The 19,880-nt window shown below is 63.7% G+C and carries 17 protein-coding genes; 11 read left to right on the top strand and 6 right to left on the bottom strand.

The window, feature by feature from the left end:
• Positions 1–25 precede the first annotated feature (25 nt).
• Both XdyCFBP7245_RS04705 and XdyCFBP7245_RS04700 read left to right on the top strand, forming a co-directional pair.
• Positions 26–3,169: a discoidin domain-containing protein gene (locus XdyCFBP7245_RS04705; protein WP_170068517.1), complete on the top strand. Its 3,144-nt coding sequence runs from the start codon at positions 26–28 to the stop codon at positions 3,167–3,169.
• 137 nt (positions 3,170–3,306) lie between these two features.
• Positions 3,307–4,146 carry an endonuclease/exonuclease/phosphatase family protein gene (locus tag XdyCFBP7245_RS04700; RefSeq protein ID WP_386261258.1) on the top strand — a complete coding sequence of 280 codons (840 nt, stop codon included), beginning with the start codon at positions 3,307–3,309 and terminating at the stop codon, positions 4,144–4,146.
• A 117-nt stretch (positions 4,147–4,263) separates the two neighbouring features.
• On the opposite strand, the gene XdyCFBP7245_RS04695 is transcribed toward XdyCFBP7245_RS04700, so the two are convergent.
• The 6 genes from XdyCFBP7245_RS04695 to ykgO form a co-directional block, all read right to left on the bottom strand.
• Positions 4,264–5,496: a TraB/GumN family protein gene (locus XdyCFBP7245_RS04695; RefSeq protein WP_104614619.1), complete on the bottom strand. Its 1,233-nt coding sequence runs from the start codon at positions 5,494–5,496 to the stop codon at positions 4,264–4,266.
• Positions 5,489–6,016, bottom strand: a complete 528-nt coding sequence (locus tag XdyCFBP7245_RS04690; RefSeq protein WP_104614618.1) for a GNAT family N-acetyltransferase — start codon at positions 6,014–6,016, stop codon at positions 5,489–5,491. Before XdyCFBP7245_RS04690 ends, XdyCFBP7245_RS04695 begins: the two co-directional genes overlap by 8 nt.
• Positions 6,017–6,020: 4 nt before the next feature.
• Positions 6,021–6,905 carry a carbon-nitrogen hydrolase gene (locus XdyCFBP7245_RS04685; RefSeq protein WP_104614617.1) on the bottom strand — a complete coding sequence of 295 codons (885 nt, stop codon included), beginning with the start codon at positions 6,903–6,905 and terminating at the stop codon, positions 6,021–6,023.
• Between the two features lie 114 nt (positions 6,906–7,019).
• The gene (locus XdyCFBP7245_RS04680) at positions 7,020–8,054 is read right to left on the bottom strand and encodes an agmatine deiminase family protein (RefSeq protein WP_170068516.1); all 1,035 of its coding nucleotides are present in this window, start codon (positions 8,052–8,054) and stop codon (positions 7,020–7,022) included.
• Positions 8,055–8,283: 229 nt separating this feature from the next.
• Positions 8,284–8,625: a hypothetical protein gene (locus XdyCFBP7245_RS04675; protein WP_104614615.1), complete on the bottom strand. Its 342-nt coding sequence runs from the start codon at positions 8,623–8,625 to the stop codon at positions 8,284–8,286.
• Positions 8,626–8,836: 211 nt separating this feature from the next.
• Positions 8,837–8,962 (bottom strand): type B 50S ribosomal protein L36, encoded by a 126-nt coding sequence (ykgO, locus tag XdyCFBP7245_RS04670; protein WP_005913193.1) that lies wholly within the window; start codon positions 8,960–8,962, stop codon positions 8,837–8,839.
• A gap of 172 nt (positions 8,963–9,134) precedes the next feature.
• On the opposite strand from ykgO, the gene cmk reads away from it, so the two are divergent.
• From cmk to XdyCFBP7245_RS04625, 9 genes are all read left to right on the top strand, one after another.
• Positions 9,135–9,818, top strand: coding sequence for a (d)CMP kinase (gene cmk / locus XdyCFBP7245_RS04665; protein ID WP_104614614.1), 684 nt, complete (start codon positions 9,135–9,137; stop codon positions 9,816–9,818).
• Positions 9,819–10,002: 184 nt separating this feature from the next.
• Positions 10,003–11,688 (top strand): 30S ribosomal protein S1, encoded by a 1,686-nt coding sequence (gene rpsA / locus XdyCFBP7245_RS04660; protein ID WP_104614613.1) that lies wholly within the window; start codon positions 10,003–10,005, stop codon positions 11,686–11,688.
• A gap of 86 nt (positions 11,689–11,774) precedes the next feature.
• A complete protein-coding gene (locus XdyCFBP7245_RS04655) occupies positions 11,775–12,086 on the top strand; it encodes an integration host factor subunit beta (protein ID WP_046962676.1) in 312 nt (103 codons plus the stop codon).
• Positions 12,087–12,153: 67 nt separating this feature from the next.
• The gene (locus XdyCFBP7245_RS04650) at positions 12,154–12,459 is read left to right on the top strand and encodes a lipopolysaccharide assembly protein LapA domain-containing protein (RefSeq protein ID WP_104614612.1); all 306 of its coding nucleotides are present in this window, start codon (positions 12,154–12,156) and stop codon (positions 12,457–12,459) included.
• Between the two features lie 6 nt (positions 12,460–12,465).
• Complete coding sequence (gene lapB, locus XdyCFBP7245_RS04645; RefSeq protein ID WP_039409755.1) at positions 12,466–13,644, top strand: lipopolysaccharide assembly protein LapB; 1,179 nt, start codon at positions 12,466–12,468, stop codon at positions 13,642–13,644.
• A gap of 266 nt (positions 13,645–13,910) precedes the next feature.
• Positions 13,911–14,885: an MraY family glycosyltransferase gene (locus XdyCFBP7245_RS04640; protein WP_104614611.1), complete on the top strand. Its 975-nt coding sequence runs from the start codon at positions 13,911–13,913 to the stop codon at positions 14,883–14,885.
• Between the two features lie 13 nt (positions 14,886–14,898).
• Positions 14,899–16,806: a polysaccharide biosynthesis protein gene (locus XdyCFBP7245_RS04635; RefSeq protein ID WP_170068515.1), complete on the top strand. Its 1,908-nt coding sequence runs from the start codon at positions 14,899–14,901 to the stop codon at positions 16,804–16,806.
• On the top strand, positions 16,806–17,699 hold the full coding sequence (galU, locus tag XdyCFBP7245_RS04630; protein ID WP_104614610.1) for a UTP--glucose-1-phosphate uridylyltransferase GalU: 894 nt from the start codon (positions 16,806–16,808) through the stop codon (positions 17,697–17,699). Before XdyCFBP7245_RS04635 ends, galU begins: the two co-directional genes overlap by 1 nt.
• A gap of 168 nt (positions 17,700–17,867) precedes the next feature.
• On the top strand, positions 17,868–19,229 hold the full coding sequence (locus tag XdyCFBP7245_RS04625; protein ID WP_104614609.1) for a cation:proton antiporter domain-containing protein: 1,362 nt from the start codon (positions 17,868–17,870) through the stop codon (positions 19,227–19,229).
• Positions 19,230–19,880 lie beyond the last annotated feature (651 nt).

The following is a 19,880-nucleotide window of genomic DNA, read 5'->3' as shown; positions in this document are numbered from 1 at the left end:
ACCAGTGTTCCTGCGACTATGTGCCATGGCCGCTTTCGTCACGTCTGCGGGCGCGGTGCAGGCGCAGGAGCGCGTGCTCGACGGCTTCAACGACATCGGCGCCTGGCGCCTGGTGGTGTCCAACCAGGTCAGCGGCTCGTTGCGCCCGGTGGCGACGCCCTCCGGTGGGCATGCGCTGTGCCTGGATTACAACTTCAACGGCGTCTCCGGCTATGTCGGCATCCGCCGCGCGCTGCCGCTCGAATACCCCGAGAACTACCGCATCGGGTTTTCGCTGCGCGGCGAATCGCCGTCCAACGATCTGCAACTCAAGCTGATCGATGCCAGTGGCGATAACGTGTGGTGGGTCAACCGGCCGGGCTTCAATTTCCCGAAGAACTGGACCACGTTCAACTACCGCAAGCGCAACATCGAAAAGGCCTGGGGTCCGGGTGCGGACAAGCAGCTGCGCAGCAGCGCGGATGTCGAGTTCACCATCTACAACAAGGTCGGTGGCAAGGGTTCGGTGTGCTTCGACCGCCTGACGCTCACCCCATTGCCGCCGGAAGACACCTCGCCGCTCAAGGCCGAGGCCATCACCGACACGGCGCCGGCGTTGGAGCAACGTCTGGCCGATGGCAAGCCCGACACCTTCTGGCTCAGCGGCGCGGTCAAGCAACAGACCGTCACGCTGGATCTGGGCAAGGTGCGCGAATTCGGTGGCGCGGTGGTGCAGTGGGTGCCCGGCCTGCAGGCTTCGCAGTACGCGGTGCGTGCATCGGCCGATGGCCGCAGCTGGCGCGATCTGCGCACGGTCACCGCCGGTGCCGGCGGCACCGACTGGCTGGCCTTGCCCGATACCGAAGCACGCTATCTGCGTTTCGATCTGAAGGACGGCCCGAACTGGCGCTACGGCATCAAAGAGGTGCAGTTGCAGCCGCTGGCGTTTGCGGCAACGCCCAACGACTTCATCAAATCGCTGGCCGGTCAGTTGCCGCGTGGCAGTTATCCGCGCGGGTTTTCCGGCGAGCAGCCGTACTGGACCATCCTCGGTCTTGACGGCGGCACCGAGCAGGGCCTGATCGGCGAAGACGGTGCGGTGGAAGTGGGCAAGGGCGGTTTCAGCATCGAGCCGTTCGTGGTCACCGGTGGCAAGGTGCTGCACTGGTCCGACGTCAGCAGCGAGCAGAGCCTGCAGGACGATTACCTGCCGATTCCCAGCGTCGACTGGCATCACGACCTGATGAATCTGCGCGTCACCGCGTTCGTGCAGGGCACACCGGATCAGGCGCAACTGGTCGCGCGCTATCAGCTGCACAACACCGGCAAGGAGGCACGTGAGTTCACCCTGGCCCTGGCGGTGCGTCCGTTCCAGGTCAACCCCCCGTCGCAGTTCCTCAACACCCTGGGCGGCGTCAGCCGGATCGAGCAACTGGCGGTGGATGGCAGCCAGGTCAGCGTCAACGGCAAGCCGCGCGTCTTCGCCGCGCAACGTCCCGATGCCGGCTTCGCCAGCGCCTTCGACAGCGGCATGGATGTCAGCCATCTCACCGCCGCCACGGCGCCGACGGTCACCCAGGTCAAGGACGAAACCGGCCTGGCGTCGGGCGTGCTGCTGTATCGCTGGAAGCTGGAACCCGGCCAGAAGCGCGAAGTGGCGCTGGTGATCCCGCAGACCGGCGCGGCGCAATTGCCCGCCGGCTTCGATGCCGACGCCGCGCAGCAGCAGGTGGCCCAGCAGTGGCGCGGCAAGCTCGATCGCGTGCGCATCAGTGTGCCGGCCGAAGGCAAGCCGGTGGTCGATACGTTGCGCACGGCGCTGGCGCACATGCTGATTTCGCGCATCGGCCCACGCCTGCAGCCGGGAACGCGCTCGTATTCGCGCAGCTGGATCCGAGATGGCGCGATGATTTCCGAAGGCCTGCTGCGGCTCGGCCGCGAAGACGTGGTGCGCGACTACGTGGATTGGTTTGCGCCGTATCAATTTGCCGACGGCATGGTGCCGTGCTGCGTGGACGACCGCGGCAGCGACCCGGTGCCTGAAAACGACAGTCACGGCGAACTGATCTACAACATCGCCGAGTACTACCGCTACACCGGCGACAGGCCGTTCCTGGAGAAGATGTGGCCGCATGTGACCGGCGCCTTCGACTACATGGAAAAACTGCGCGCCAGCGAGCGCACCGAAGACAACTTCATGCGTAACCCGGCGTTCTACGGAATGATGCCGGTGTCGATCAGCCACGAAGGCTATTCGGCCAAACCGGTGCATTCGTACTGGGACAACTTCTGGGCGCTGCGCGGTTACAAGGACGCCACGATGCTGGCCGGCGTGCTCGACAAGCCGGAGGACGTCACCCGTTTCAGCGCTGCACGTGACGAATTCAGCGGCGACCTGATCGCTTCGCTGGGTGCGGCGGTGCGCGAGCACACGCTCGATTTCCTGCCCGGTTCGGCCGAACTCGGCGATTTCGACGCGACCTCCACCACCATCGCGCTGACACCGGGCGGCGAGCAGCAGCGCCTGCCGCAGGAGCTGCTGACCAATACCTTCGAACGCTATTGGAAAGAGTTCTCCGATCGCCGCGACGGCAAGCGCGAGTGGAAGGACTACACCCCGTACGAATGGCGCAACGTCGCCGCGTTCGTGCGGCTGGGCTGGCGCCAGCGTGCTTGGGATGCCACCGCATTCTTCTTCAAGGATCGCGCGCCGCAGCCCTGGAATCAGTGGGCCGAGGTGGTCTCGCGCACGCCGCGTACACCGTTCTTCGTCGGCGATCTGCCGCACGCCTGGGTCGCATCGGACTTCGTGCGTTCGGTGCTGGACATGTTCGCCTACACGCGTGAATCCGACCAAAGCATCGTCATCGCCGCTGGCACGCCGACCCGCTGGTTCGAAGGCAAAGGCAAGGGCATCGGCATTGCCGAATTGCGCACGCCGTACGGCCGCCTCAACTACACGCTGCAGCGCACCGAAAAACAGCTATCGCTGCAACTGCAACCCGGCCTGTTGCTGCCGCCGGGCGGCGTGGTGTTTGTCTGGCCGTATCAGGGCGAACCCGGCAAGACGAGCGTCAACGGCGAAACGGTGGAGTGGCAGAACGGTGAGCTGCGTATCCAGCAGATGCCGGCCACCGTGCAGATCGATGTGCCCAGCGCGGTGCGGCGGGCCGAGCGCGCCACGCAATGACGGCCGTGCCTTGGCCGGTACGGGCAGGGCAACACTGGCGTCGCGCTGGCCGGTGTGCAGCCGTTGTCGCACTGGCGCTGTGCTGCGCGCACGCGCAGGCAGGCCAGCCTGGTCAGGCTGGGCCGTTACGTGCTGCAGTGCAGTCCAAGCAGAACGGCGCTGCAGCGGTCAGTGACCCGGCAGGGCAGGTCACCCCAGCTCCGTCTGCCCGCGGCCTGACCCTGGTCACGCTCAACCTGCATCACGACCGCGAAGACTGGCCGGCCCGCCGCGCCTACATCGCCAAGGAGCTCAAGCAACTGGCACCCGATGTCATTGCGTTGCAGGAGGTCATCGAGCGCCGCGGTAGCGTGGAAAACCAATCCACCTGGCTGGCGCGCAAGCTGGGCTACGCGGTGATCTTCGCCTCGGCCGATCCCCCTGGTGCCGCCAAGCGCTATGGCAATGCGTTGCTGAGCCGGCGCAAGGTGCTGGCGCGCCACGAGCGACTGCTGCACCCGTTGGACGACTACCGCGTTGCGGCGCATCTGCAGGTGGATATCGATGGCCAGCCGGTCAATGTCTACGTCACCCATCTCAACGAACGCGCCGATGCGCGCGGCACCGCAACGCGCACGCGCCAGGTCGGCGACCTGCTGGAGTTCATTGCCTCCACCAGCGCGCAGGCGCCGGTAGTGATCGCAGGCGATTTCAATACCGCCGCCGACGCGCTGGATCTGGAGGCGCTACGCAAGGGTTATGGCGACAGCTATGGCAGCGTGCACCGCAACAGCGATGCCACGGTCAGTACCTTGAATCTTCATGTCTTCGACACGCCGGCGCGCATCGACCACGTGTTCTTCCAGCAGAACCGTCTGCTTGCCCGCGAAGCCCGCATTCTGTTCGACACCCCATATGCCGAAGGGCGCTGGGCATCGGATCACTATGGCGTGTGGGTGCGTTTGCAGCTTGCACCGGATCAGTCCGCCGCTCCGTAACGCCAACCACGTAGGAGCGCACCCGGGCGCGACGGGCTTTACCGAGAACGTCCAATCGCGCCCAGGTGCGCTCCTGCAAGGCGTCGGGATACCGCAGCTTGCCGACTGCCTTCTCAATCACCCATGCAGGCGATTGAAGATCTGCACGCCTGCCAGCCACACTCCTGCCATGCTGCCGAAGTTAGTCAACAGAAACGTCAGCACCACGCGCGATACGCGATTGCGATACCAGCCGCGCAGGGTCTGCGCATCGTCGCGCAGCGACAGGAAATCCCCGTAGGCTGGCTTGCGCATATGCACTTCGACCAAGGCCGCGAAGGCACCGGTCGGTACGCTCAGACGGAACGGCTTGAACGGCGCCACCACCGCCGCGGTCAGGATGCTCAACGGGTGGCTGCCGGCCAGCAGGCAGCCCAGTGCGGCCAGACCGCCGGTGTACATCGCCCACTGCAGCAACAGGTCGGCGCCCATGCTCAGGCCGCCGCGCCAGAAGCCGATGCCGATCCCGGTAATGATCACCGCCAAAATGCCCAACGTGATCCAGGGCACGCGCTTGCGCTGCTGCACGTATTCCAGCGACTCGCGTAGCGGGCCGAGCGCATCGGTGTCCTGTTCCAGGTGCCGCGCAAGCCCGGCCAGATGTCCGGCGCCGACCACCGCCAGCACTTCATACTGCCCGGCACCGGCTTCTTCGCGCAGGCGCGTGGCCATGTAGCGATCACGCTCGGCAATCACCGTCTCGTACAGCTCCGGGCTCTCGCTGGCGAAATCGCCGAAGCTCGCTTCGAGCATGTCGCCTTGCTTGAGCTTTTCGATTTCCTCTTCGCCCACTTCGTCGGCGGCGAACAGGCCGCTGAGCAGACCGCCGGCAAGTTTCATCTTGCCGAAGAATCCCAACCGCCCGGACGCACGCTTGAAGGTCAGCCCGACTTCGCGGTCGATCAGATAGACCGGCAGTCCCTGCGCACGGGCCAGATTCACCGCCTCCTTCAACTCCGCGCCCGGCTCGATGCCCAACTGCTTGGCCAGGCGGCGCTGGTAGGCCGCCAATGCCAGATTGGCCGCAAACAGGGCCACGCGCCCCTTGCGGATCACCTGCACCAGATCCAGGCGGGCGAGGGCATCCGGGTCGCTGAGCGCCTGCAGGCGTTGCGCGTCCAGCTCCACCGCCACCGCGTCGTAACGGCCGCTGCCGATCGCCCGCTGCACCGCGGCGACGCTGGCCAGCGAGACATGGGCAGTTCCCAGCAAGGTGTAGCGCACGCCATCGCGTTCGACGATGCGGTGCGGCTGGCCGGACAGCGCATCGTCCAGAACGTGGGTGGTCTGCTCAGTCATGGGGTCATTCATCAGAAGGAGGGGCGGTGTTACCGGAGCCGAGTTGGCGCTGCATCTGCACGCCGTCCAACCAGCGACCTTGCTTGCGGCCGATACCGGTGAACACTCCGACCGTGCGAAATCCAAAACGTTCATGCAGCCGCAGCGATGCCTGGTTGCTCGCATCGCCGATCACCGCAATCATTTGCCGATCGCCGCGCTGCTCGCAGCGCGCGATCAGTTCGCCCAACAGGGCCTTGCCGATCCCGCGGCCCTGCATGTCGGCGGCAAGATAGATCGAATTCTCCACCGTCCAGCGGTAGCCCGCACGTGCGCGATAGGCACTGGCATAGGCATAGCCGGCGACAGCGCCGGCATGTTCTGCAACCAGATACGGGTAGCCGGCATCCACGATCACGCGCATGCGGGCGTGCATGTCCGCGCTCGACGGCGCGCTGTATTCGTAGGTATTGAACCCGGCGATCTGCTCCGCATAAATCGCGGTGATCGCCGGGATGTCCGTATCGCGGACTGCACGCAGCTCGACGGCCATGCGATCAGTCGATGTAACGCTTGAGCAGGTCGCCGTACGCATCGATGCGACGGTCGCGCAGAAACGGCCAGATGCGCCGCACATGTTCGCTGCGCTGCAGGTCGACATCGCAGATCAGCACGGTCGGCTCCTGGCCGGCTTCGGCGATGAACTCGCCCTGCGACCCCAACACATGGCTGTTGCCCCAGAACTGGATGCCGGACGCGCCCAGCGGCGAGGGTTCATGCCCGACGCGGTTGCACGACAGCACCGGCACGCCATTGGCGACCGCATGCCCACGATGGCTCAGGATCCACGCATCGCGCTGACGCTCCTGCTCGGGCTGCTGATCGTCCGGGTCCCAGCCGATCGCGGTAGGATAGAGCAGCAGTTCCGCACCGGCCAAGGCCATCAAGCGTGCCGCTTCCGGGTACCACTGATCCCAGCACACCAGCACGCCCAGGCGGCCCACCGAGGTATCGATCGGCGTAAACCCCAGATCGCCCGGCGTGAAATAGAACTTCTCGTAGAAGCCCGGGTCGTCGGGGATGTGCATCTTGCGGTACTTGCCGAGCAGACGGCCGTCCTTTTCGAACACCACCGCAGTGTTGTGATACAGGCCGGCGGCGCGGCGCTCGAACAACGAGGCGACCAGCACCACACCATGTTGCTTGGCAAGCGCACTCAGGCGCTCGGTGCTCGGGCCGGGTATCGGCTCGGCCAGATCGAATTCGTCCACCGACTCGTGCTGACAGAAATACGCGCCGTTATGCAGCTCCTGCAGCAGCACCAACTTGGCGCCCTGTGCGGCAGCCTCGGCCACGCGCGATTCGATGATGGCCAGATTGGCCTCGGCGTCGCCGTGGTTGCGCTCTTGAATCAGCGCGACGGAAAGAAGGTGACGGGACATGGCATCTCATCCTGCAAAGGTGCGCACTAAGGTAGCGCGCCATGGCATAACACCGGCCTGCCGGCCGGAACAAGAAACGACGCGCCACTGACGTAGCCGCGTCGAACGCACTGGTCAGGCGGCGAGCAGGCCGGCCGGCAACTGCATGGTCAGGCAATGCAGGCTGCCGTTCTGCCAGATCAGCGCACGGCAGGGAACCGGAACGATTTCGTGGTGCGGAAACGCTTCGGCCAGCACCGCCTGCGCGGTCGCATCGGCCGGATCGCCATACGCCGGCATCAGTACCGCGCCGTTAACGATCAGGAAGTTGGCATACGACGCAGCCAGGCGACGGCCCTGATCCAGGATCGGCTCGGCCCACGGCAGCACGAACAAACGGTAAGGCTGCCCGTCGGCGGTGCGCAGCGCGGCCAGCTCGTTGCCCATCGCCTGCAGTTCGGCGTAATGCGAATCGCCGGGCACATCGCAGCCCTGGTAGACGATCGTGTCCGGGCCGGCAAAGCGCGCCAGCGTATCGATATGCGCGTCGGTGTCGTCGCCTTCGAGATAGCCGTGGTCCAGCCACAGCACCCGATCCTGCGATAGCCATGCCGCAAGATCGCTGCTGAGCGATTCGCGCGTGCGCTGCGGATGCCGTTCGTGCAGGCAGGTCCAGGTCGTCAGCAGCGTGCCGGCACCATCGGTTTCGATCGCACCGCCTTCCAGCGCAAAATCCACCGTCTGCACCGGGGCGGGCACGAAGACCTGCGCCGCATCCAGCGAACTCACCAATTGGTCGTCCAGGCTGGCCTCGAACTTGCCGCCCCACCCGGTGAAGCGGAAATCCATCAGGCGGAAACCGTCATTCTGGCGCAGCGTGATCGGGCCGGAATCGCGCAACCAGGTGTCGTTGTAGGCGGCGATCACAAAGCGCACCCGCGTCATGTCCACGCGCGCCGAACGCAGCCGCGCCTCGGCATAGATCTGCAGATCGTCATCGGCCGCGCAGATGACCACCGGCTCGAAGCGGGAGATCGCGGTAATCAGCGCGATGTAGGTCTCTTCCACATCGGCCAGGCGCTCGGCCCAATCGGTGCCGGCATGCGGCCACGCCATCAACACGGCGGATTGAGGTTCCCATTCGGCGGGAAAGCGAAGACGGTCGGTCATGCGAGGCAATACTCATCTTGGTGTCCGGACAGCGGCCCAAACGTTCATCGATACCCCGCACTCGAGTGCAGGCTCTTGCGATCCTGGCGCACGTTGCCGCGCCAGGCTTGATGCAGATTCGCAGCAACGCATGTCCGAGTGCTGACGGACCACACACATGGTGCTGCGAGCGTTGGCCAGACGTGCAGCGAACGATGTCTGCACGCGCTGGCCGGGGTGATGTCGCGTCTTACTGGATCGGCGGTTTCGGCCCGATCTCGTTGGCATCGGCCTGATTGGCCACCACGTCGATCACCTTGCTCTTTTCGAAGTACACGGTGAATGCCGGATACACCCAGCGGTGGATCGTCGGCCACTGGCGCTTCTGGCCACCGCGCGGGTCGAGCTTCTGCTGCGGCGCACCGTAGCGGCCTTCGACCTGGCTCATGCTGTCGCCGCGCAAGGGCAGGGCGGCGGCGGGCTTTTGCTGTACACGATCGACCAGCAGCGTTTCGGCAGAAGCGGCGGCACTGATCCCCATCAGCGCGATTGTCAGCACGATCGGCGGCATCACAAACAAACGGTTGCGCATGTCATCTACTCCCCAGTGGACAAGATTCGGATGGTGATTACAGCAAAAAACCAGGACAAACGTCGGCGCGATGCGCACCATTCGGGCGGTCGCACCAGCATGTGGCTGCAGATCGCTTCCTAAAGCGCCACGCACGGCAGCGCATCAAGCATCGGCCAAGAAAAAACCGCCCGAAGGCGGCTTTCTCGGGTCTTGCACGCGCAGCAACTACTTAGCGCTGACGCGCCTTGAAACGCGGGTTCGACTTGCAGATCACGAAGACCTTGCCGCGGCGGCGGACCACCTTGCAGTCGCGGTGACGGGTCTTCGCAGACTTCAGGGAGGACAGGACTTTCATGGCACACCTCGGCGTAAACGGTTGGATTCGATGGGAGAGTGCGCGCAATCGAGGCTGCACCCGCAATTAAGCCGGCAATTCTAACCGGCTTTTCGTCGTGCTTTCAAGTGGTTGCATCCGAATCGCTGCGAGCGGCGCTACACTAGCGCCTGATGACCTTCCGGAAACCTGAATGACCGACCTTTCGCCCGTTCTCACCATCGATGGTCCCTCCGGCGCCGGCAAGGGCACAGTCAGCCGCATCGTGGCTGCCCGGCTGGGCTGGCACTACCTCGATTCGGGCGCACTGTATCGCGCGGTGGGTGTGGCGGCGAGCTGGGCCGATCTGGATGTGTCCGACCCGGCTGCGCTGGTGCGCTGCACCTTCGACACCAAGGTCGAGTTCGATGACGCTGGCGAAGCGGGCCTGCGAGTTTTGGTCAACGGCGAGGACGCAACCGGCGAACTGCGCCTGGAAACCACTGGCGCCCTGGCCTCGGCGATTGCGGCCATTCCCGAGGTGCGCAGTGCCCTCAAGGAGCGCCAGCGCGCATTCAGACGTGCCCCTGGCCTGGTGGCCGACGGGCGCGATATGGGCACGGTGATCTTTCCGGATGCCGCATTTAAGGTTTTCCTGACCGCCAGTGCCGAAGAACGTGCGGGCCGTCGTCATAAACAGTTGATGGAAAAGGGTGTTTCGGTTATCTTTGACGACCTGCTGCGCGAGATCATGGCCCGAGATGCCAGGGATGCCCAGCGGGTGGTGGCGCCATTACGGCCGGCCGAAGACGCCGTGCTGATCGATACCAGCGGAATAGGGATCGAGGATGTCGTCCAGCGTGTGGTCGGGGTGTTGTCCGACCGCACGTCGTCGTAAGCGTTCCGCAAGCGGGCAGGTCCCGCCGACCGTAAGGCGTTCCAAAGCTCCGTTGCGCATCCTGCGTGGCGGTTCTACTACTTCATAAACCGACTCGTTGTTGGGGTCGACCAACAGGCTGGGCGGTCCGTCTCTGTCGCAACCCGACGACCGGCGCCCGTGTGTTCAACTGAGTAAAATCCAAATGACAGAATCTTTTGCTGAACTGTTCGAAGCCAGTCAAGCCAATCTGGCCAAGCTGAAGCCGGGCTCGATCGTCACCGGTACCGTCGTGGAAGTGCGCGGCGACGTGGTGGTGATCAACGCTGGCCTGAAGTCCGAAGGCATCGTGCCGATCGAGCAGTTCCGTAACGACGCTGGCGAGATCGATGTGGGCGTGGGCGACCAGGTCAAGGTTGCGCTGGACTCCATCGAAAACGGCTTCGGCGAGACCGTGTTGTCGCGTGAGAAAGCCAAGCGCGCGATGGTGTGGGACGAGCTGGAAGAAGCGTTGGAAAAGAACGAAACCATCACCGGCCGCATCAGCGGCAAGGTCAAGGGTGGTTTCACCGTGGACATCAAGGATGTTCGCGCGTTCCTGCCTGGTTCGCTGGTGGATGTGCGCCCGGTGCGCGACCCGGCCTACCTGGAAGGCAAGGAGCTTGAGTTCAAGCTGATCAAGCTGGATCGCAAGCGCAACAACGTTGTGGTGTCGCGTCGTGCAGTGGTCGAGAGCGAGCATTCGGAAGAGCGCGAGCAGCTGATGGACAAGCTGCAGGAAGGCGCAATCCTGAAGGGTGTCGTCAAGAACCTGACCGATTACGGCGCATTCGTGGACCTGGGCGGTATCGACGGCCTGCTGCACATCACCGACATGGCCTGGAAGCGCGTGCGCCATCCGTCCGAAGTCGTGAACGTCGGCGACGAGCTGGACGTGCGCGTGCTGAAGTTCGATCGCGAGCGTAACCGCGTCAGCCTCGGCCTGAAGCAGCTGGGCGAAGATCCGTGGGACAACATCGCGCGTCGTTACCCGGCCAACAGCCGCGTGTTCGGCAAGGTCTCCAACGTCACCGATTACGGCGCATTCGTCGAAATCGAGCCGGGCGTCGAAGGTCTGGTGCACGTCTCCGAGATGGATTGGACCAACAAGAACGTCAACCCGTCCAAGGTTGTGCAGGTTGGTGACGAAGTCGAAGTGATGGTGCTGGATGTGGACGAGGAGCGTCGCCGCATCTCGTTGGGCATGAAGCAGGTCGCCGCCAATCCGTGGGAAACCTTCGCTGCGACCCACAAGAAGAACGACAAGGTGTCCGGTCAGATCAAGTCGATCACCGACTTCGGCATCTTCATCGGTCTGGACGGCGGCATCGACGGTCTGGTGCACCTGTCCGACATCAGCTGGAACACCACCGGCGAAGATGTCGTGCGCAACTACAAGAAGGGCGACACGCTGGAAGCCGTCGTGCTGGCAGTGGACCCGGAACGCGAGCGCATCAGCCTGGGCGTCAAGCAGCTGGAGCAGGATCCGTTCGGTCAGTACATGGCGTCCAACCCGAAGGGTTCGAAGGTCGAAGGCGTTGTGCGTGAAGTGGATGCCAAGGGCGCCACGATCGACCTGGCCGAAGGCATCGAAGGCTACGTCGCTGCACGCGATATCGCCAACGAGCGCGTCGACGATGCGACTCAGCACCTGAAGGTCGGCGACAAGATCGAAGCCAAGTTCGTGGGCATGGACCGTAAGGGCCGCACCCTGCAGCTGTCGATCAAGGCCAAGGACGATGCCGAAATGCGCGAGACGCTGGAGGAATATCAGTCCTCCGCTGCGTCGGGCGGCATGACCCAGCTGGGCGCGCTGCTGCGTGCGCAGTTGAACAGCAACAAGTCCGAGTAAGCGCGTAGCGCTCTCGCGAGCGTGATGGATCGGCCCGGGCTTGCCCGGGCCGATTCCGATGTGTCAGTCGAAAAAAGCAAGTTCCCATGACCAAGTCCGAATTGATTGAAATCCTGGCGCGACGCCAAGCGCATCTGAAGTCGGACGACGTGGATCTGGCGGTGAAGTCACTGCTGGAAATGATGGGGCAGGCGCTCTCCGATGGTGATCGGATCGAAATCCGCGGGTTTGGCAGTTTTTCTCTGCATTACCGTCCGCCACGTCTGGGCCGCAATCCCAAGACCGGCGAATCGGTTGCACTGCCGGGCAAGCATGTTCCGCATTTCAAGCCGGGCAAGGAATTGCGTGAGCGTGTCAGCTCCGTGGTCCCGGTCGATCTGGCCGATGCCGCCGAGTGACGACGGCTCTACCGCTGCGTTTATGTCGGCTCGGTTAAGCTAGGCGCCTTCCCGACGGAGTCGCGCGATGAAGGTGTTTCGCTTGCTGGTGATGCTGGCTTTCCTATTGGTCGGCCTGATTATCGGTGCGGTCAATTCCCAGGACATCACTCTTGATTTTCTGTTTTCCAGTGTGCACACGAGTTCCGGGGTAGCGATCATTGTCGCGCTGCTGGTCGGTGTGTTGATCGGTGCGGGCATGGTGCTGGTCAGTGTGGTCATTCCTCTCTATTCCAAGCTGCGTCAGGCCAACAAGGCTGTTGCGGTCAGCCGCGCCGATGCCAGGCCGATCACGCCTGCCGCAGTCGAGCCGCGCCCTCTCGATGGACTCTAAGCACGTATGGACTTCCTGACCGAGTGGTTCTGGTTTTTCCTGTTTTTACCGCTGGCAGCGCTCAGCGGCTGGATCGTCGGCCGCCGTGGTGGCCAGCGTCATGGCGATACCCAGGTCAGCCGATTGTCCAGCACCTATTTCCGTGGTCTGAATTACCTGCTCAACGAGCAGCCGGACAAGGCGATCGAGCTGTTTCTGCACATCGCCGAGCTGGATAAGGAAACTTTCGAGACGCAGGTCGCGCTGGGTCACCTGTTTCGCCGCCGCGGGGAGGTCGATCGCGCCATCCGTCTGCATCAGGGCCTGGTGCAGCGTGCCGACCTGACCGACCAGCAGCGGGTCCAGGCCCTGCTTGCGCTGGGCGAGGACTACATGAAGTCCGGTCTGCTGGATCGCGCCGAAACGGTATTCACCGAGCTTGCGCAGCTGGATCAACGCGCGCCGCAGGCGCTGCGCCATCTGATCGGCATTTATCAGGCCGAGCGCGACTGGGAAAAGGCGATCGACAACGCCACCCGTTACGAAGAAGTCACCGGCGAGCCGATGGGCAAGCTGATTTCGCAATTCGAATGCGAGTTGGCCGATCGGTACCGCGGCCTGGGCAAGGCCGATGAAGCCTTGCAGGCGATTGCGCGTGCGTACCAGGCCGACGGTACGTCGGTCCGCGCCGGTATTCTGGAAGGGCGCATCGAAGCCGAGCGCGGCCATGACGAGGCCGCCGTGCGGGCCTTCGAGCGTGCTGCACGCCACGATCCGGAATACCTGCCGGAAATCATTCCTGCCTTGATGGCCGCCTATCGACGGGTCGGCGATATCGCCGGTGCACGCAATTTCTTGTCGGAGATGACCGAGCACTATCGCGGTATCGCACCGGTGCTGGCGCTGACTCAATTGATGGAAGCGCAGGACGGAGTTGCGCCCGCGCTGGCCTATCTCGGCCGTCAGCTCAAGGACCGGCCATCGGTGCGCGGCGAGTCGGCGCTGATCGACCTGACGCTTGCCGAGGGCAGCGACCCGGTCGGTACCTTGAACGATCTCAAGCACATCACCGACCAGCTATTGGTGCGTAACCCCAGCTACCGCTGCACCCGTTGCGGTTTCGGCGCAAAGACCCACCATTGGCAATGCCCGAGCTGCAAGGAGTGGGGCACCGTCAAGCCGCTGTTGAACTACGCGGTGGTGTAAGGCGTGTCTTTGTCTTTTTGGCAATTTGCAGTGAGTCCGACCGACTCTGGGGTGGTGCGCCGTCGCAGCTTGCGTCGGCGTCGATCAGACTGTGGCGTAAGCTGCAGCTTCGCAGCGGCGCAGATGCAGCCAGGATTGCCACGCCGTGATCTGCCCAATGGCTTCGTTCTCGGCCGGGCCGGCTTGCCGCCGCGCCTTTTTGCTTTGCCCGCGTCGAACATGCGCCGAACCTGTGCCGATGTTTTCCAGAACGGTGATCCGCGCTGATGCCTCAGATCTGGCTCTGGTGCGCTTTGCACGTGACCGTTGCGGCGCTTGGAACTGGGCTGCTGCGGCGCTATGCCTTGCATCGTCGTCTGCTCGACGAGCCCGGCGAGCGACGCAGCCACGTGGTCGCAACCCCGCGTGGTGGTGGTATGGCGATCGTGGCGGCGATCCTGCTCGGTTGCATCGCGACCAGCCTGCTGTGGCCGGCTGTACGCCTGGTGGTCGGCTGGTTCGCCGTCGGCTTGATCCTGGTAGCGGGCGTGGGCTGGTGGGACGACCATCGGCCGTTGTCGGCCAGGTTGCGGTTTGCGATCCATCTGGCCGCGTCGGCATCGCTTGGATCGCTGGTCATCTATTCCACAGGTAACGTCGTGGACGGCATTCTCAGCGCGGTCGCGTCGGTCGTGCTGATCAATGTCTGGAATTTCATGGATGGCATCAACGGCCTGGCCGCGAGCCAGGCCGCGTTGGCCGCGTTGGCATTCGCTTTGGTGGTTCCGGCCGGCTGGTCGTTGGCCGGTCTGGCGGTGGCGGCAGCATGTCTGGGCTTTCTTCCATTCAATTTTCCGCGCGCGCGCATCTTCCTCGGCGACGGCGGTAGCGGTGCGTTGGGGTATGTGCTGGCGGCGCTGCTTGCACTGAGTGTTGGGGCCGGGCAGGTGAGCTGGTGGATCGGCTGGCTTCCGCTGACCGCGTTTCTTGTGGACGCCGGCTTCACGCTGCTGTCTCGCATGCTCGCGGGGCAGCGCTGGTGGGAGCCTCACGCCCAACACGTCTATCAACGTTTGGCACGACGGCTTGAGACGCACGTCACGGTAACCGCTGTTTATTTCGCTTTCAGCGTCGCTGCCGTCTGCTTGTATGTGCTACTTCGTCATGATGTGTTTGGTCAGCAAGTCTGGGCAGCGGTGGTGTGGGGCCTGGGCGCGAGTGCCAGCTGGTATTTTCTGCGCGATGGACTGCGCAATTCCTGAGTAACGGATTCTTATGATTTCCTGGCGTGACCGTTTGACCAATGCGCTGCCGCAAGTGGCAGTTGTGGTACACGACCTTCTGATGGTCTGGGTGTGCTGGCAGCTGCTGCATGCCGGCCGCTACTCGATGTTGCGCGAGCCGCCCGCTCTTCCGCTGTGGGACTGGCGCACCGCCGTGGTCCTGGTGGCACAGGGCCTGGTGTTCTGGAAGATGGGGCTGTACCGGGGGCTGTGGCGCTTTGCGTCGGTGCCTGACCTGTGGAATATCTTCAAGTCGAGTTTCCTCGGCTTGGTGGCCATCGTGCTGGCGTTGTCGTACGACCGCCTGGACGGCGTGCCGCTCTCGGTACTGGTGGTCTATCCGTTCGCGCTGTCGGCGCTGCTCGGGACACCGCGGCTGCTGTATCGCGCCTGGAAGGATTATCAGATTGCGCACTCCGGCGATGCGGCGCAGCGCGTGCTGATCCTGGGCGCCGGGCGTGCTGCCGAAGGTCTGGTGCGCGACCTTCGCCGCACCGGTACCTTCGTGCCGGTCGGCTTTCTGGACGATGCCAACAACCTGCACGGCGCCAAGATCCAGGGCCTCAACGTGCTGGGCAATCTGGATCAGGCCGCATCGATTGCGAAAGAGACCGCCGCCAAACTGCTGGTGATCGCGATTCCCTCGCTCGATGCCTCCGGCATGCAGCGCGTGGTGGCGATCTGCGAGAGCACCGGTCTGCCGTTCCGGATGGTACCCAAGCTGATCAATGTGCTGGAAGGGCGCTCGCTGCCGGGCGAATTGAAAGAGGTCGCCATCGAGGACCTGCTCAATCGCAAGCCGGTGACGCCGGACTGGCGACTGATCCGCGATTGGCTGACCAACAAGACCGTGATGGTGACTGGCGCTGGCGGCTCGATCGGCTCGGAAGTCTGCCGTCAGTGCGCGCGCCATGGGGCGCGTCGTATCGTGCTGCTGGAAATCGACGAGCTGGCATTGCTGACCATCGATTCGGATCTGCGTCGTCTGTTCCCGGATATCGAAGTGGTGCGGGTGCTTGGCGATTGCGGCGACCCGGCCGTGGTGGCGCATGCATTGAACACCGCTGCTCCGGATGCGGTGTTCCATGCCGCTGCGTACAAGCAGGTGCCGTTGCTGGAAGAGCAGCTGCGCGAGGCCGTACGCAACAATGTGCTGGCGACCGAGAACGTGGCGCGTGCGTGTCAGCGTGCACGCATCGAAACCTTCGTGTTCATTTCCACCGACAAGGCGGTCGAGCCGGTCAATGTGCTGGGCGCAAGCAAGCGCTACGCAGAGATGATCTGCCAGAGTCTTGACGCGCGCGATGCGCCAACGCGCTTCATCACCGTGCGCTTCGGCAATGTGCTGGATTCGGCTGGCAGCGTGGTGCCGTTGTTCCGCGAGCAGATCCGCCAGGGCGGGCCGGTCACGGTGACGCATCCGGATGTGACGCGCTACTTCATGACCATCCCCGAGGCCTGTCAGTTGGTGATCCAGGCAGCTGCGTCGGCGTCGCATGGCGCGATCTATACGTTGGACATGGGCGAGCCGGTGCCGATCCGCTTGCTTGCCGAGCAGATGATTCGGCTTGCCGGCAAGCAGCCGGGCAAGGATGTGGCGATTCTCTACACCGGTCTACGTCCGGGCGAGAAGCTGCACGAGACGTTGTTCTATTCCGACGAAGACTACCGCCCGACTGCGCATCCCAAGATTCTGGAAGCCGGTGTGCGCGAGTTCTCGCACGAGCAGGTACTGCAGCTGGTGACGCGTCTGCGTGAGGCGGTTAATCGCTATGACATCAACGCAATGGAGACTGTGTTGGGCGGCCTGATGCCGGATTTTGCGGCTGCTCGACGGAAAGTCGACGCGCGATCTGATACGGTCGTTCCATTCCCCGCACGTGAGGTCAGAAGACTGTAATGAGCCAGCGTATTCGCAAGGCCGTATTCCCCGTCGCAGGTCTTGGGACCCGCTTTCTTCCGGCGACCAAGACGGTGCCGAAGGAAATGCTGCCAATCATCGACAAACCATTGATCCAGTACGCCGTCGACGAGGCCATCCAGGCCGGCTGCGATACGTTGATCTTCGTGACCAATCGGTACAAGCATTCGATCGCCGACTACTTCGACAAGGCTTACGAGCTGGAGCAGAAGCTTGAGCGTGCAGGCAAGCTGGAGCAGCTTGAACTGGTGCGTCATGCATTGCCGGAAGGCGTTCGCGCCATTTTTGTGACGCAGGCCGAGGCACTCGGCCTGGGCCATGCGGTGTTGTGTGCCAAGGCCGTGGTCGGCGATGAGCCGTTCGCTGTGCTGCTGCCGGACGATCTGATGTGGAATCGTGGCGCCGCCGCGCTGACCCAGATGGCCGATGTGGCCGAAGCATCTGGCGGCAGCGTCATTGCCGTGGAAGACGTGCCGCACGACAAGACCGCCAGCTACGGCATCGTGTCCACCGACGCATTCGACGGCCGCAAGGGCCGCATCAATGCGATCGTCGAAAAGCCCAAGCCGGAAGTGGCGCCGAGCAACCTGGCCGTGGTCGGTCGTTATGTGCTCAGCCCCAAGATTTTCGAGTTGCTCGAAGCGACCGGAGCAGGCGCCGGTGGCGAGATCCAGCTGACCGATGCGATTGCCGAGCTGTTGAAGAAAGAGCAGGTGGACGCATTCCGCTTCGAAGGCCGTCGTTTCGATTGCGGCGCGCACATCGGCTTGATCGAGGCCACCGTGCACTTCGCGCTTCAGCATGAAAAGCATGGTGGGCCGGCGAAGGAAATCTTGCGCAACGCATTGGCCCAGGCCGACGCGCGCGGCTGATCGCTTCGCCACTGTTCCATCGCGAACGACGCCACCCGGCGTCGTTCGTCGTTTGGGCCTCCCGATCAAAGCGCGAGGCCTTGGCGGAAACGATGGCGTCTAGACGGGTCGGTGCAACAAGCAAGCAGATGCAGGGCGTGGGCGCGTACGTGTCGTTAGAATCCGGGCGTGAGCCAGCCTGCTCATTCCAGTGAATTGATCAACGTGGTGGCTCTACTGGGTGCTGCGATGGTGGCGATCCCTCTGTTCCGACGGCTGGGCCTGGGCTCGGTGCTCGGGTACCTGGCAGCAGGGCTGGCGATCGGGCCATTCGGACCGGGCCTGTTCGACGACCCGCAGGCGATCCTGCATGTCGCCGAATTGGGCGTGTTGATGTTCCTGTTCGTGATCGGTCTGGAGATACGGCCTTTGCATCTGTGGAGCCTGCGCAAGGAAATCTTCGGCCTGGGCACCGTGCAGATCTGCGTGTGCGCACTGGTGCTGACCGGGATCGGCATGTTGCTGAGCTTGTTCTTCCTGGGCATGGGCATGAGCCTGGACCTGCGCGTGGTTGCGGCCGATTGGCGGCTGATCCTCGTCGGTGTGTTGGCGCTGATGCTGGGCAAGGCGGTGTGCATCTATGCGGTGGCGCGGGTGATGCGCAGCGATCGTCGCCAGGCACTGGACCGCGGCGTGCTGATGGCGCAGGGCGGCGAGTTCGCCTTCGTGCTGTTTGCGGCGGCCGCGGCATCGGGCGTGATCGATGCGCAGGTCAATGCCACCCTCACCACCATCGTGGTGCTGTCGATGGCGCTGACGCCGTTGTTCGTGCTGGTGCAGCGGCGTTTGATGCCCGCGCCGGAGGTATCGCTGGACGGTGTGGAATCGGCCAACGGTCAAACCGGCAGCGTGCTGGTGATCGGCTTCGGACGCTTCGGTCAGGTGGCCAGCCAGTCGCTGCTGGCGCGCGACGTGGATGTGACCATCATCGATAACGACATCGAGATGATCCAGAGCGCGGAAGAGTTCGGTTTCAAGATCTATTACGGCGACGGGATCCGGCTGGACGTGTTGCATGCTGCCGGTGCGCACACTGCACAGGCGATTGCGGTATGCATCGACAATCGCGAAGCGGCCAATCGCATCGTCGAGCTGGCAACGCGCGAGTTCCCGCATGCGCGCCTGCTGGTGCGCTCGTTCGATCGTGAGCATTCGCTGCAGCTGATCGCGGCCGGTGTGGATTATCAGATCCGCGAAACCTTCGAGTCGGCGGTGACCTTCGGCCAGATGGCGCTGGTCGAGCTGGGCGTGGACGAGGATGAGGCCGGCATGATCGGCCGCGAGATCCGCCGCCGCGATGCGGAGCGGCTGGAGCTGGAAATCGCTGCCGGGAATGTGCGTGCCGGTGCAGGGTTGATGTTCGGCAACATCACGCCGACGGTGCCCAAGCCCACGCCTTTTACGCCGCCGCGCCGGGAGAGCCGGTCGCTCAACCGCTATGCGTTGACGCAGGCCGATGAAGAGACTGCGGAAGAGACCAAGAGCGGCTGACAACGCGTCGTGATCGTCAGGTGGGTGTGGGGCTGCGCAGGCATCGAATGTGCAGGTGGGTGCAACTGGCGGCAGTGCAGTCTTTTGGCGCCTGTTGCCGTCAGCGGGTGGTCAGGTCGCGTCTTCGAGCGCGCGGTGCCCTCACCGCTTGCGGGACACGCTGTGAATCCATCCATGGACGCTCCGTGGCGGCATCCATGCCGCCACAGGGTCCCGCAAGCGGCGAGGGCACCGCGCCAGAACGTTGGTCGGTGAGCAGGTAAACAGCTGGCCTTACTGCACTTCCACTTGGCGATGAAAGGTCAGTAACTAAACGGCGGTGCGCGTGCCTTGCTTGCAAGCGTGCACACCGACCATCTCTACCGGCCCTTGTCCGCCTGCCGGCACGGGCCCTTATGCGGCATGGATGCCGCATAGCCAAGACATTGGTCGGTGAGCAGGTAAACAGCTGGCAGTACTGCACTTCACTTGGCGATAAAAAGTCAGTAACTAAACGGCGGGGCTGGTGCCTTGCTTGCAACCGTGCACACCGACCATCTCGACTGGACCTTGTCCGCCTACCGGCGCGGGACCTTATGCGGCATGGATGCCGCATAAGAGCCTTATCTGTTCGGAATCTGGCAGTTTAGGTGTCGAGAGCCGGCGTGGGCT

The sequence above is a fragment of the Xanthomonas dyei genome (assembly GCF_002939865.1).
GTDB classification, from domain to species: domain Bacteria; phylum Pseudomonadota; class Gammaproteobacteria; order Xanthomonadales; family Xanthomonadaceae; genus Xanthomonas; species Xanthomonas dyei.
Note: the sequence above shows the minus strand (reverse complement) of the source record. Positions and strands in the feature narration are given on the sequence as shown.

Bases quoted from the DNA above. Each gene is read 5' to 3' on its own strand.
- XdyCFBP7245_RS04685 (WP_104614617.1), bottom strand. From the start codon at position 6,905: ATGTCCCGTCACCTTCTTTCCGTCGCGCTGATTCAAGAGCGCAACCAC.
- XdyCFBP7245_RS04640 (WP_104614611.1), top strand. From the start codon at position 13,911: ATGCCTCAGATCTGGCTCTGGTGCGCTTTGCACGTGACCGTTGCGGCG.
- rpsA (WP_104614613.1), top strand. From the start codon at position 10,003: ATGACAGAATCTTTTGCTGAACTGTTCGAAGCCAGTCAAGCCAATCTG.
- XdyCFBP7245_RS04650 (WP_104614612.1), top strand. From the start codon at position 12,154: ATGAAGGTGTTTCGCTTGCTGGTGATGCTGGCTTTCCTATTGGTCGGC.
- galU (WP_104614610.1), top strand. From the start codon at position 16,806: ATGAGCCAGCGTATTCGCAAGGCCGTATTCCCCGTCGCAGGTCTTGGG.
- XdyCFBP7245_RS04680 (WP_170068516.1), bottom strand. From the start codon at position 8,054: ATGACCGACCGTCTTCGCTTTCCCGCCGAATGGGAACCTCAATCCGCC.
- lapB (WP_039409755.1), top strand. From the start codon at position 12,466: ATGGACTTCCTGACCGAGTGGTTCTGGTTTTTCCTGTTTTTACCGCTG.
- XdyCFBP7245_RS04705 (WP_170068517.1), top strand. From the start codon at position 26: ATGGCCGCTTTCGTCACGTCTGCGGGCGCGGTGCAGGCGCAGGAGCGC.
- cmk (WP_104614614.1), top strand. From the start codon at position 9,135: ATGACCGACCTTTCGCCCGTTCTCACCATCGATGGTCCCTCCGGCGCC.
- XdyCFBP7245_RS04675 (WP_104614615.1), bottom strand. From the start codon at position 8,625: ATGCGCAACCGTTTGTTTGTGATGCCGCCGATCGTGCTGACAATCGCG.
- XdyCFBP7245_RS04690 (WP_104614618.1), bottom strand. From the start codon at position 6,016: ATGGCCGTCGAGCTGCGTGCAGTCCGCGATACGGACATCCCGGCGATC.
- XdyCFBP7245_RS04635 (WP_170068515.1), top strand. From the start codon at position 14,899: ATGATTTCCTGGCGTGACCGTTTGACCAATGCGCTGCCGCAAGTGGCA.
- XdyCFBP7245_RS04655 (WP_046962676.1), top strand. From the start codon at position 11,775: ATGACCAAGTCCGAATTGATTGAAATCCTGGCGCGACGCCAAGCGCAT.
- ykgO (WP_005913193.1), bottom strand. From the start codon at position 8,962: ATGAAAGTCCTGTCCTCCCTGAAGTCTGCGAAGACCCGTCACCGCGAC.
- XdyCFBP7245_RS04695 (WP_104614619.1), bottom strand. From the start codon at position 5,496: ATGAATGACCCCATGACTGAGCAGACCACCCACGTTCTGGACGATGCG.